Source organism: Vibrio coralliilyticus ATCC BAA-450, assembly GCF_000176135.1.
Taxonomy (GTDB): Bacteria; Pseudomonadota; Gammaproteobacteria; order Enterobacterales; family Vibrionaceae; genus Vibrio; species Vibrio coralliilyticus.
Genome location: NZ_ACZN01000015.1, coordinates 691,742 through 704,555 on the forward strand (window position 1 = coordinate 691,742; position 12,814 = coordinate 704,555).

The window sequence follows — 12,814 nt, forward strand, 5'->3', positions numbered from 1 at the left end:
ATGCAACAAACCACACATTAAATAGATTAATGAGAACCAATAGACCAATAACTAAGGTGCGCCTCAGTGATGACTTTTGTATTCAGAGTTTTATGTGTTTTTAGCCTATGTTTTTCCTCTTTTTATACATTTGCTGCAGAGCGATTTCCATTGGCGCCACCTGACACCAGTAGCCCACAAGCAACCTATCTCAGCTTCACACATTTAGTCGAGCAGGCGAATCAAACGCTGCTTGAACTACCCTCTTTACCAGCAACAGAGAAAGAGGCGGCCAGACAATCGGTGTACGCCCTGTTCAACAAAGCAATGCAATGCTTTGACTTGTCTGAAGTACCCAAGTCGAGCCAGCAACGAGTCGCACTCGAGTCCGTCATGTTGATGAAAGAAATCCTCGACCGTCTACCTGAATTTGAAGCTGCATCGATTCCGGATCAAAGCAAGCTGAGCTACTGGCGATTGCCTCATACTCAGTTGATCATTGAAAAGCAAGCCGATGGCAAATACCTTTTTTCCGCTCAAACCGTCGATAAACTCTACTCTAGCTATCAGCTCGTCAAACACTTACCTAATCGTAACGGTACGGTAGAAGACTTTTACCAGTACTACTCTTTGAGTGCCGGGAAGCTGATTCCTCCCGCTTGGTTTGGTTACATTGAAGCCCTCCCCGATGTATTCATGGAAGAATTTTCCGATCAAGCAATATGGCAATGGCTCGCACTAGCGATAGTGAGTGTAGTGTTATTCGCTTACGGTTATGCGGTTTATCGCTATATTGGCAACACCATAATGACGCCTATTTTTATGGCTTTGGGGATTGGTGGCTTTCTGTACCTGATCAGTCATGAAATCAATATGACGGGCAAGCTGATGTCGACATTAAACGTCTCTGGTGAATTGTTGAGCTGGCTTTTAGTGACTCAGTCAGCCTACCTGATTGGCTATAAAGCCTGCACGGTTTTGCCTAACCGAGGTGAACATGCCTCTAATCTGCGTCAAAGCGTGACACAAATTGTCGGCACTTTAGTCGGCTCCGCTCTGGCAGTGTCAATCTTTGGCTATGGCTTAAGTCGTATCGGCGTTCCGGTTTACGGTATCGTCACCGGGCTGAGCCTTGGCGGTATGGCCATCGCTCTAGCGATTCGTCCGACAATGGAAAACCTGATCGGTGGCGTAATTCTATTTATGGACAAATCATTATCCGTTGGTGATTACTGCCAAATTGGCCAAGTCTCTGGTGTTGTTGAACGTATCGGTGTTCGGTCGACACGAATCCGAGCGAAAGATCGTACCCAAATAACTATTGCCAATGGCGATCTGGTTAAGATGGAAATCGTCAACTTCACTCGCCGTGATCGCTACCCATTTTCCACTCAGATCGGTCTGCGTTATGAGACAACTATGCCTCAGGTTGAGCAAATTGCGTATGAAATAAAAACAGCACTTCTCGCCCACCCCGATGTTCTCGAGTCCCCGCTACGTGTCCACTTTTCTTCCTTTGGTGAATACAGCCTAAACATTGATGTACTGGCTCATATTGATACCAAAGACAGAAATGAGTTCTTGCAGTTGCAACAAGATCTATTGATGCGTATCGAGCAAATTGTTAAAGCGAATCATGCAGAATTTGCTCTGCCTGCCCAAACAACCTACCTGCACATGTCAGCAAACACAGCAGAACAAGGCCGCTCCAAGTCAGAAGCGCTCACTTAAAATGATTGAAATGGAACAATGGCTAAACCCGTGATTGCTCCATTTCACTTTACGGCAATCGGCTCATATTTGTGGCTGGGAGCCTGAACCACTTCGTGTAGCAAACTTGTCCGGTAACCACTTTTCAATCAACACGGCAATGGCTTGACACACCATGACTAAGGTAAATGGGATTGCTCCAGCAATCGCCACCTGTTTATTCAAGTCGACATCGTTAATGGTGACCAGCGCTAGGCCCATCACAACAACAATGACAGACCAACTAACTTTACTGCTGATACGCTCATCTCCCGTCAGCATGCCTGCGGCATAAATAGCTGAATCCGAGCTGGAAATAACAAACGTCAGCAACAGCACTAACGCCGTAATAGAAAGAACACCACTTAATGGTAAGTGTTCAAAGAAACTAAATAGACCTTTCGTATAATCCTGCTGCACCGCTGAAACCACCTCATTGAGGTAACTGCTTTCAAACACCGCTCCGGCAAAACTTGAGAACCACACAATCGACGCCAAAGTAGGCACCATGATTGTACAAAACAAAAACTGTCGAACGGTTCGACCACGGCTGATACGCGCAATAAAAGGCCCTACGAATGGTGCCCAGGAAATCCACCAAATTAAGTAGATCACCGTCCATCCTTGACTCCACTTCTCCCCACCTTCAATGGCTGACAACGAAACCTGTGGCAGTATCGCGATGTACGCTTTCAGCGAACTGGCAAGACGACCAATCACACCCGCCATATCAACATTCGCAAGTACGAAACCTAGCAACGCGACCATCAGCCAAATATTGAAGCTACTCAGCCGCTTAATCCCACGTTCAAGCCCAAGCACACTAGAAAAAGTAAACAGCACGCCAATGACTATGGTTAGCCCAATACGCAGGTTAGTCAGGTCAGCCGTCGTGCCCGTCAAACTTCTCACACCCTGCTCGACAAGCGCCATGGTGTTGGCCAGCACGCCAGCGATACCAAACAAAATCGCCAGCACAGCGATCAGGTCAACAATACCTAGCCAACCCGTTCGGCGACGAGAAAACGAGGCACTCACACGCATTGGCCGCTGTTTAACGTAAGCTAACCATCCCATCAATAACCCTGCCAGCGCATAGAGGCTCCATGCATGTACCCCCCAATGAAAATACGTCAGGGCAAGCGCCGTATCTTGCACATCATTGACCAGCCCTACAGGCGGCATGTTGGCAAAGTGGAAAATAGGCTCGGCGACACCCCAGAAAATCAGCCCTGAGCCCATGCCTGTCGTAAAGAGCATAACGAGCCAAGAGATGAAGCTAAACTCTGGTTGTTGGTTGCCCAGTTTCACCTTTCCTAAAGGCGACAGACACAATACCGCGCAGGTAACAAATGCTAACGTAGAGAGTAAGATCACTTCATCATCAAGTTGAGCAATAACCAAGTTGGTCAGCTCTGCAATTTTGTACACACTAAACTGAGGGAACAGGGTTACGATAGCAGCCGTAGCAATAGCAAACCCCATAATCACGCGAGATTGAAGGTGATTTGAATTCATAATTTGAGAAGCCTTTAGAGGCGAAGATAGGTATAGAACTACTGTGCCGCCACGCCTGTTTACTGTCTATTAACAATCGCTTCTCCTCATCAGGAATGCGCAACCAATCACAGACAGAAAAATTTGTTTATCCCCCCGCAATCTAACTGAGATAAATGCCGATTAGACGATCTGTTATCTTCATGATATTCAACACACTCGTTAACACTTTTCTCGACGCCGTCTCTCATATCGCTGTTTATAATCGCTAATCATTGTCATTAGTAGAAGTCATCACCTTGATACCGGGAAAATCATATTTCAAATCGCTCAAGAAACGCTGGAAGCAACAGGCCAAAGATAAAGTCAAAGCCATGCTGCTAGGATGCGTACCGGGACAAAAAAATCCACAACAACGGTTAGGATCATCCCGCCCGGCTGGTAGCTGCCAATTGAAACACACCCTCTGCCACAACCTTGAACAATATGAAGGTAAGGTGCCTCACATGTACCTCGACACCCGAGGCCACGTGACAACCGGTATTGGGCACTTGATTGCCAATACTCATCAGGCCGCAGAATTGGAGTTTCTCCATCTATCTTCGGGAAAACGAGCTACAAAATCAGAGATCATTAAAGAGTTCACACGGATACGGAAGCTTCCCTACGGGCAAAAATACGGTGCGGGGTTTTACAAAAAACACACAGGCTTGATTCTGAGTGACCAAGCTATGTTTACCATGATGGAGCAGCACATCGAGAGCTTTGAGAACGAACTGTGGGCTATTTATGGCAAGACAAACTTTGAGCGTTTACCAGACAACGTTAAGCTGGCGCTGTTTGATATGATCTTTAACTTAGGCATGCCCAAACTTAAAAATACGTTTGTGAAATTTAATCAGCATATTCACGCAGGCAACTTCCGTAAAGCGGCGCAGGAGTGTCGCCGTCGAGGCATTTCAGACAACCGTAATCAGTATGTGAGATCACTACTGGAAAGGGCATAAAAAAGCGCCCCATTAGGGGCGCTCTGGTTATTGTGAGTAAAGACGTCGAATAGGCTCAGGCTCAACATAATCAATCAGCTCCTCATTGCTCAGCTTATCGATTTGATCCTGAGTGGCCGACACCACCAGCACATGCTGATTATCCAGTGCGTCGACGACTTCAATGTCATTAGAATGAAGAAGCTCTCTAGCTTGCTGCTCTTTGCCTTCGTGATACTTCACAAAGAACCGCGGTTGCTCTGCCGCTGCCTGAGCAGGTCTCTTATCCACTGGGGGAAACGCCGGATTTCCTGCCATTGCATTGGCGGAGAAAGTCGCGGCCAGTAGGCTGAGAGCGCCAACACATGGCAATGACGTTAGTATTTGCTTCTTCATACTCACTCCTTATTGAAATGATAGTGTCCAGCTATTGATGCTACCCGTATCTTGGTTAGCGCTGTCTACCGCATTCAACTTCCAAGTTCCTTTAGACTCAAAGCCACTAAAGTCAGCTTGGTAAGTCTCCTTGATGTTGTTTGCCGAACTGCCAGTATTGTCATGCAGTGTCACTTGACCACCTGTCGGTGACGTTAACGTAACACGTAAGTCACCGATGTATGTGTGACTAATGTCCAGTTCAACAGATACCGTACCCGCATCACCAGAGCGTGATACATCCAATGAACTAGTCGCACCTGCGCTGTTGTTATCTGGAATCGCGATGGTATCTGAGTTAGTAAAGCTTGATGGCGTTTGGTTCCCAGAATCTGCACCGTTATGCGTTGCAACCAGAGAGGCACCGCTGTACGCCGAGTAGCCGTACACCAATACTTCATAAGTACCCGCAGAGCTTACGTTCAGTGAACAGCTTTCACCGTTACCTTGTTCCCATGAACGGCAGTCATAGGTACTGGTACTAGGCGTACCATTAAAACGCACGTACATATCCGCATCACCCGTACCTCCACTCAGGTTAAAGGTCGCTTGAGTCGCATCAGAAGGAACGTCGAACGTGTAAATTGTGCTTGATTTGCTTCCTGCAGATAGTGAAGTTTTCGCAACACCATTCTCAAGTACTTTACTTAGATCGAGTGGGCCATTACAGCCAGAATCCAAGTAAGTCTTCGCGGCATCCGCATTCACCAAACCATAACCTGTACGGTTGTCACGACCTTCAGAATCGATGTCCGTTGCCGATGCTGTCAGTGCTTTACGTACTTGTTGCGCTGTACACGTTGGGTGATAGCTCCATACTAGACCGGCAACACCTGCTACGTGTGGCGTCGCCATAGATGTACCATTGTAGTACTCGTAGTCTTCGCCCATAGTGGTTTTAACTGTGACCGTTTGACCAAGCTGATTCGCCAGCTCTAGACCGAATTCGCGGTCAACTGTGACAGATACCATACGATAGTCGTCGTTGTCATCCAGTACGAATGGGTTCTGTAAACCTGACAATTCTTGGTTACTGTATACGATCGCAGCTTTAGCACCTGCGTTGTAACATGCCTTCACCGGATTGATTTCTGGACGAACGCCCGTCGCCTGATTATCAATACGCTCAGTCAGACAGATCTTGTCTGACATGTCGCCACAGTTGTAGCTGCCTGACGAGATATCACAAGCCGCAAGAGGCGCGGTAAAAGTGCCTGCAATTGGAGCTGACTTGTATGGGTTATCAAAGTCAGCTGGGACTTTTAGGATCTTACGGTTATGTGGAACGACGCCACGGTCGAAGTTGCTCACTCCGTTAATCGTAATATCTGAAAGCACACCTTCACCGACAGTTACGGTTGACAGTACCGCCACACCTGGCGCTGCAATCTCTACCTGATCGGTTGCTTGAGAGAAGGCCGCATGCTGGTTTTTGTTGTCCACTGCCGCCACTGACATCACAGAATCATAAGAAGCTGGGTAGCTGTGCGCTGTGTTACCTGAGTTACCTGCCGCAGCAATCAGCAGTACGCCATCATCGTATATCGACTGAAGTGCGTTGCGTTCTGTTCGGCTCGATTGGCTACCACCGAGGCTCATGTTGACTACATCGGCGCCATTATCCGCACAGGTCTGGATCGCCTTCACTAAGCTTGAAGAGTAGCCCCAACCCGCTTCATTAAACACCTTCACGATATGCAGATTGACGTTCTGGTTTGGCATCACGCCTTTAACGCCTTCGTTGTTAGCAATCGCAGCGATGGTACCTGCAACGTGAGTACCGTGAGCGTTATTATTACCCGGAGAACTCCATGAGCCTGTACCACTGTCGTTGGTACCTTGGACACGGTTACCGCTCAGGTCGTTATGACTGATGTCGTAACCTGAATCAATAATACACACAGTACGGTTGCCCGCATTGGAGTCACTTAACAATTGAGCGTTAACGGCACTGAAGCCCCAAGGCGTGGTTTCGCTCAGTAGGTAGCGTGGAGGATCGACCTCAACATATTCAACCTGGCTATTCTCACGCAGTGCCGACAGCTCGCTGTCATCCACTTCCACACTGTAAAGTGCTTGGTTACCCAATTTCTCTACTTTGCGAGCTTTCACTTCATCTAACACCGCTTCGCGCGCTTTCGATGGAGCGACTGCTGAACTAGCCATTGAGAATGGTGCAGGTGCATCTTCTTTGAACTTGACTATATATTTAGTCGGGAGATCCGCTTCATTAAAGCCCATTGGTGACGCTGCGAAAGCAGACGTTGCACCAGCTATAGCCACTGTCATTGATGATAGGACGAATATCCCTTTGGTTTTATTTATCATGTTGTGCATTTGCTCTGATCCTTTTTGAGCTATTATTATTCACTTTATCCTCATGAACAGTCATTCTTCATAACTACTCAAGAGAGCATTAGCTATAAAGTATGCTTATAAAACATCCAATAATTTATAAAATAAAACATTCACAAACAGGCAAGAAATCAACTAAACAACAGGACTAGTTAACATTAAATGATTAATAAAAAACCTTAAAAAGCAATTAGTTAATAACAAAATATGCATTTATAGCTATTTTATTTGAGTTTTTATTCCAATGATATATAAGGTGACATTATTAACAATTAGAGCTTATGGAAGCTCTGACTTTACAGGACATGACAAAATGACAATTTAGTCATTAAAATGAATAAAGGGATATTACTATTACAGCAAGAAGTCGATCTTTTCCGGCTTTGCAAACACAATGATTGTAAAACAATGGGCACAACCGTCCCCCACTCTCGTCAGCTTGATAGCGGCTCTTTGCTGATATCCTCTTATATTGGATCAGAGACGTGCTACCATACCCACCTCAATATAAAGTTAATTGCATATTAATATTGAAATCTCGATGAAGTTTCCCCCAACTGAACTCAATTTCTGTTGCAATTTAGTTAAATAGATTGAAAACTCTAGCTCAAACCGAATGGTTTCCATCGGTCTCATGACGTACTCGTATTAAAGAGGAAAAGTGTTTTGCTTGGTATTATTCGCCTGATTTTGGCTGCGATTTTTGTTGTCTTCACTACTCTGTTTGCTTTGATTTATTGCTTGTTCAGCCCAAGAAATCCAAAGCATGTCTACTTTTTCTGTCGTTGGTTTAATCAGCTACACAAGCTCATCGGCCTCAAATTGATACAACGTGGATTAGATAGAGCCCCAACGCCAGCCAATAGCGTTTATATCTCTAATCATCAAAGTGTGTACGACTTTGTCACAGCGCCGGGGATGCTGCGCCCTAGAACCGTCTCCTTGGGGAAAAAAGATCTACTCTGGATTCCTTTCTTCGGTCAACTTTACTGGATTACTGGCAATATACTGATTAACAGAGAAAACAAGTCACAGGCACGCGATACTATCAAACAAGTAGCAGAAGCCATTCATCAACGAGATCTGTCCGTTTGGGTTTACCCCGAGGGAACACGCAGCAAAGGTCGAGGGTTGTTACCGTTTAAAACTGGCGCATTCCGTATGGCGATTGAAGCTGGGGTTCCGATTACTCCCATGTGTGTCAGCACTACCCATAACAAGATTGACTTAAATCGTCGTGACAATGGTGTGGTGATTTCCGAAATGCTCGAACCCATTGATGTCTCTGGGTATAAAATCGAAGACGCACGAAAGCTGGCGGAGCATTGTCACACATTAATGGCATCGAAAATAAAAGAGCTGGACAACGAAGTTGCCCAGCTCGAAAGACAAAACAGTAAATCGCACTCAGGAGAGCAACACAGTCTTTAGAAAATATATTGGTCCATCATTGCGACCATACGGCCAATCTCTGGTTTGGTGATAGTATCATTTGCACCTAATGCCAGAGCTTTGGCCCGGTTGTCATCGCTCATCAGTGACGAGAACATCACAATCGGTAGCTCTTTGTAAGCTTCAGAGTCACGTAAGCGTTTGACTAAGTGCATTCCATCCATACGAGGCATTTCAACGTCCGTCACCACAGCGTCAACCAACTCAGTAACAGGTATCTCTTCTTTCTTAGCGACTTCCGCAATTTCCATTAACTTCTCATGCGCCTCACCACCATCTTTACATGCAATGATGTTATAACCCGCCGAGCTTAATGTGTCCTGAATCAAGCTGCGAATGAAGGCAGAGTCATCGACCACCATAACAGTCTTCGCATTACGCTTCGCCACCATTTTCTGATTAAGATCGACACTTTTATCCACCTTAACATCGTATTTTTCCATACTCAGTTCTGGGTTGATGTCTGCGATAATCTTCTCGAAATCAAGAATCATAATCAGGTTGCCATCTTTACGCACAACAGCGACCACACAATCCTGTTCACCAGCTTCAAGGAATTGGCTTGGTGACTCAACATCATTCCAGGAAATACGATGAATGCGGCTAATGCTGTCAATCAGAAAGCCGTTAGTCATGCGGTTGAAATCCGTCACAATGACAAACTTCTTCTCTAAATCTTTGCTCGTTGGAACACCTAACCAGCCAGCAAGGTCGACCAGAGGAGTAAGAATATCTCGGGAAGAGAATACACCAACCATATGTGGCTGAGCATTCGGGTAATCGGTCGTTTCCGGTACCTGTATGACTTCACGCACTTTGGCAACGTTAATGCCGTAATAACAGGTCTTTTTAGAGCCATCGGGCATCTGTTTAACTAAATGAAACTCAATAATCTCAAGTTCATTGGTGCCGCTTTCTGTAAGAATTGTACTGCTTGAAACGCTCATAGTTGATTTTACTCATTCCCGGTATCATTCACACTTACGCAGAGTGTTTCTCGCCTGCGTAACTACCTTTAATCTGCCGCCTCGGGATTTGTATTTTTAGTTAATGCTTGAGGCGCAAGTAAAACTATCTCATTTATCAATATAAATGCCAGAAGAATTCATCAATCTCATTGCAAGCTCTTGTGTCGCTCACACTATGATGAAGCATTGGTTACCTCTCCTAGTATAAGCCCCGAGTGGTGAACTTTCCTTAAACCAGAAAGAAATGCTCTCTTAAAGCTGCAGTTGTAGAATCAAAGACACTGGTAAGTATCTGTATAGAAAGGTGAACTCAATGTCTACTTTACTATAACGGCAATGTTGCGAAATAGTTGAACTAAATATCACGAAACCAATATCAAAGAGTGAAAGGAAAATAAGGTTTGATTGAAAGCACTGGGATTTCCCAGTGCTTTAGCCGTTATGCACTCAACGCTTGTTCCAAGTCGGCAAGAATATCGTCGATATGCTCAATGCCCACAGAAAGTCGAATCATTTCCGGCGAAACACCAGCTTGCTGTTGCTCTGCTTCACTTAACTGGCGGTGGGTAGTGGAAGCGGGATGGCAAGCCAGGGATTTGGCATCACCGATGTTGACCAGTCGCTTAAAGATTTTCAGTGCATCATAGAAACGTACCCCAGCGTCGTAGCCATCTTTAAGACCAAAAGACAGAATCGCCGAAGGTTTACCTTTCATGTACTTCTCAGCCAGCGGGTAATGATCTGAAGTTGGCAAGCCCGCATAGCTCACCCAACTGACTTTATCGTGCTGGTTGAGGAACTCTGCAACCTTGAGCGCATTTTCTGTATGGCGCTCCATACGTAGCGACAGTGTTTCCAACCCTTGGATCAGCATAAATGCATTCATTGGTGATAACGCAGCCCCAGTGTTACGTAGTGGTACTGTCCTAGCCCTACCAATAAAGGCCGCCTCACCAAACGCTTCGGTGTACACCACGCCGTGGTAAGACGGTTCTGGCTGATTAAAAACAGGGAAACGGGCTTTATGGTGCGCCCAAGGGAATTTACCGGAATCGATGATGATCCCACCCAATGTCGTTCCATGCCCGCCGACGTATTTCGTTAAGGAGTGAACGACGATATCAGCACCAAATTCAATCGGCTTACACAGGGCAGGAGTCGCAACCGTATTATCGACAATCACAGGAACACCTTTGGCATGTGCCAGCTCCGCAACCCGCTCTAAATCAATAATATTACCTGCCGGGTTACCGATACTTTCACAGTAAATCGCCTTAGTGTTGTCATCGATCAGTTCAGCAAGACTTTCTGGTTTATCGTCTTTCGCAAATTTCACCTCAATACCTTGGTTTGGCAACATATGGGCGAACAGCGTGTAGGTACCACCATAAAGCTGAGGTGTCGAAATAATGTTATCTCCTGCCTGAGCCAGTGTCAGAATCGCGTAGTTGATTGCCGCACTCCCCGCACTAACAACCAGGCCTGCAATCCCCCCTTCCAGCGCTGCCATACGTTTTTCCAGCACATCATTGGTCGGGTTCATAATCCGAGTGTAGATGTTCCCCGGCACTTCAAGGTTAAACAAATCAGCACCATGCTGAGCATTGTCAAACTCGTAGGCAACCGTCTGATAGATAGGCGTAGCAACCGATTTAGTGGTTGGGTCAGTTTCATAACCAAAGTGAATTGATAAGGTTTCGTCTTTCATATACCTTCCTTGGGCAAGCGAATAAATGTGGAATTAATGTCTTATCAATAAATACCCACATTGTGTTCAAAACCTAATCATACTGTGAATGCATTCACACTAAACCCTTGAAAACCATGACTGAGAAGATTCTGCTAAATACGCCTCTTTATACCTTTTGTCGTCAACTGGATACAGCCAACATAACGGACCTCTCGTTGTTTACGCCATATACGAAACAAGTGTGGCAAGACAAAATTACCCTGCTGCGAAAGAAACTAACTGCGCTGCCACATTTAGCCGGACAAGTGATATTACGCTTACCAATGGGTCTAGAGAGAGAAGAGATTGACGCTGTGGTGCTTTATCGTGGGATCGTATTTGTTATTCAACTTGAGCTTGAGAGCAGTGACTATAAGGCAGGGTCTATAGCCCGAGTTTATCAGACAACCCGACAGTTGAAAGATCTCACGCCTCTCAATAAAGAGCTGTATATGGTTCCTGTGCTACTGGCAGCAAAAGCAAAGCCTCAAGCTGGAGCATTGGCAGCTTCCCAAGATTTATTGTTTGATACCATGTGTGACTCTGGCGAGTATTTATCTGCGCTGATCGAGCACTTTTCCAACCAGTTTAAAGCGGATGAGATCGATGCTGAAAACTGGTTGGCACAACATTATCGCAGTCTCTAACGCGTCATTTTCTTCACGAACACCACCACAAACAACGCCATGGTAAAGCTGCCGAGAAACGCTTCAAAGGCAGCGATAAACCTCGCGAACCCCACGGGGGAGATATCCCCGTAACCCAGAGTGGTAAACGTAACGACACTAAAGTAAAGCGAGTTAAGGAATTCAAACAGGTAGAACTGCCATCCGCTAAGGTCTTCGTATATTGGGTGTGCACCTGTGGTATCCAAAAAGAAATACGCCATCGCACAAACTAATATCAGAAAAATGGAAAAACCCACAACTCGCATTGGATCCTCGCCATAACCACAAAACAGATCAACGACCTTAGAAACGATCCGTTTTATGCTGAACTTAGGCATCTGATAGCGACGAAAACGCATCTCCCGCTTAAAGAAATCGCCAGCCATCTCAAACAGCCCCTGCTTTTCGCACTGTTTACGTATATTGCGACATACTTCTTCCGCTTCTTGATAAAGAGAGGCAGCTTCTTTGTACTTTCGCTTTTTACGTGCCTGCCTGGCTTGCTGCTCTTGCTTGAGGAATCTCCCCCACTCAACATTTTCCAGCTTCGCCCGGCCGAGATCGGCTCCCAATAAGTTGCAGTTATCTAACTTTGCACAATGAAGATTTGCTCCCAACATCTTTGATTTCATTAAGGAGGAGCCACGCAAATCCAGACCGAAAAAGTGTGCATCGGTCAGATCCGCGCGGTAAAAATCCACGTTGCGACATGAATAGCCTTCTTTACAACCTCGATTGACCAAATTGATATCAACCAAGTTCGTTTTTGCCAACTGAAATCCGTCTAAAGGTTTACCCGCTGCGGCCCATTGTTCAACCTTGTCTTTTATATCATCTTTGCTTTTATCGACTTTGGGATCATGCCAGTAACATAGTCCTGACTCTCCACACGGTTGATCGCAGCACCAGCCATCAGGATTTTGATAGCTGCATTGGCCTTGTGTAGATTTCATATGCGCTGCCCCGTAAGCACGTCAGCAAACTGACGCTCACTGA

General features: G+C 45.8%; 10 protein-coding genes. 4 read left to right on the top strand and 6 right to left on the bottom strand.

The features are described 5' to 3' along the window. Positions 1–69 precede the first annotated feature (69 nt). Entirely contained in the window at positions 70–1,710 is a 1,641-nt protein-coding gene (locus VIC_RS10490) for a mechanosensitive ion channel family protein (protein ID WP_039951734.1), read from the top strand. A gap of 63 nt (positions 1,711–1,773) precedes the next feature. Here the strand turns inward: VIC_RS10490 and VIC_RS10495 are convergent, their stop codons facing one another. Further along, positions 1,774–3,246: a BCCT family transporter gene (locus VIC_RS10495; protein WP_006959658.1), complete on the bottom strand. Its 1,473-nt coding sequence runs from the start codon at positions 3,244–3,246 to the stop codon at positions 1,774–1,776. 353 nt (positions 3,247–3,599) lie between these two features. Between VIC_RS10495 and VIC_RS10500 the strand changes: the two genes are divergently transcribed. Next, a complete protein-coding gene (locus VIC_RS10500) occupies positions 3,600–4,232 on the top strand; it encodes a lysozyme family protein (RefSeq protein ID WP_006959660.1) in 633 nt (210 codons plus the stop codon). A gap of 27 nt (positions 4,233–4,259) precedes the next feature. Here VIC_RS10500 and VIC_RS10505 read toward each other — a convergent pair whose 3' ends face one another. Continuing rightward, positions 4,260–4,607: an ATPase AAA gene (locus tag VIC_RS10505; RefSeq protein WP_006959662.1), complete on the bottom strand. Its 348-nt coding sequence runs from the start codon at positions 4,605–4,607 to the stop codon at positions 4,260–4,262. 9 nt (positions 4,608–4,616) lie between these two features. Continuing rightward, positions 4,617–6,983, bottom strand: a complete 2,367-nt coding sequence (locus tag VIC_RS10510; protein WP_006959663.1) for a S8 family serine peptidase — start codon at positions 6,981–6,983, stop codon at positions 4,617–4,619. A 684-nt stretch (positions 6,984–7,667) separates the two neighbouring features. On the opposite strand from VIC_RS10510, the gene VIC_RS10515 reads away from it, so the two are divergent. After that, positions 7,668–8,432: a 1-acylglycerol-3-phosphate O-acyltransferase gene (locus VIC_RS10515; protein ID WP_006959665.1), complete on the top strand. Its 765-nt coding sequence runs from the start codon at positions 7,668–7,670 to the stop codon at positions 8,430–8,432. Here the strand turns inward: VIC_RS10515 and VIC_RS10520 are convergent. After that, complete coding sequence (locus VIC_RS10520; RefSeq protein ID WP_006959667.1) at positions 8,429–9,400, bottom strand: chemotaxis protein; 972 nt, start codon at positions 9,398–9,400, stop codon at positions 8,429–8,431. The genes VIC_RS10515 and VIC_RS10520 overlap by 4 nt on opposite strands. A 460-nt stretch (positions 9,401–9,860) precedes the next feature. Beyond that, positions 9,861–11,129: an O-acetylhomoserine aminocarboxypropyltransferase/cysteine synthase family protein gene (locus tag VIC_RS10525; RefSeq protein ID WP_006959669.1), complete on the bottom strand. Its 1,269-nt coding sequence runs from the start codon at positions 11,127–11,129 to the stop codon at positions 9,861–9,863. A 116-nt stretch (positions 11,130–11,245) separates the two neighbouring features. On the opposite strand from VIC_RS10525, the gene VIC_RS10530 reads away from it, so the two are divergent. Next, on the top strand, positions 11,246–11,797 hold the full coding sequence (locus tag VIC_RS10530; RefSeq protein ID WP_039951736.1) for a hypothetical protein: 552 nt from the start codon (positions 11,246–11,248) through the stop codon (positions 11,795–11,797). On the opposite strand, the gene VIC_RS10535 is transcribed toward VIC_RS10530, so the two are convergent. Then, positions 11,794–12,771 (bottom strand): ion channel, encoded by a 978-nt coding sequence (locus tag VIC_RS10535; RefSeq protein ID WP_006959673.1) that lies wholly within the window; start codon positions 12,769–12,771, stop codon positions 11,794–11,796. The genes VIC_RS10530 and VIC_RS10535 overlap by 4 nt on opposite strands. Positions 12,772–12,814: the final 43 nt, after the last annotated feature.

Coding starts and splice junctions, on each gene's coding strand:
- VIC_RS10490 (WP_039951734.1), top strand. CDS start 70: ATGACTTTTGTATTCAGAGTTTTATGTGTTTTTAGCCTATGTTTTTCC.
- VIC_RS10495 (WP_006959658.1), bottom strand. CDS start 3,246: ATGAATTCAAATCACCTTCAATCTCGCGTGATTATGGGGTTTGCTATT.
- VIC_RS10500 (WP_006959660.1), top strand. CDS start 3,600: ATGCTGCTAGGATGCGTACCGGGACAAAAAAATCCACAACAACGGTTA.
- VIC_RS10505 (WP_006959662.1), bottom strand. CDS start 4,607: ATGAAGAAGCAAATACTAACGTCATTGCCATGTGTTGGCGCTCTCAGC.
- VIC_RS10510 (WP_006959663.1), bottom strand. CDS start 6,983: ATGCACAACATGATAAATAAAACCAAAGGGATATTCGTCCTATCATCA.
- VIC_RS10520 (WP_006959667.1), bottom strand. CDS start 9,400: ATGAGCGTTTCAAGCAGTACAATTCTTACAGAAAGCGGCACCAATGAA.
- VIC_RS10525 (WP_006959669.1), bottom strand. CDS start 11,129: ATGAAAGACGAAACCTTATCAATTCACTTTGGTTATGAAACTGACCCA.
- VIC_RS10530 (WP_039951736.1), top strand. CDS start 11,246: ATGACTGAGAAGATTCTGCTAAATACGCCTCTTTATACCTTTTGTCGT.
- VIC_RS10535 (WP_006959673.1), bottom strand. CDS start 12,771: ATGAAATCTACACAAGGCCAATGCAGCTATCAAAATCCTGATGGCTGG.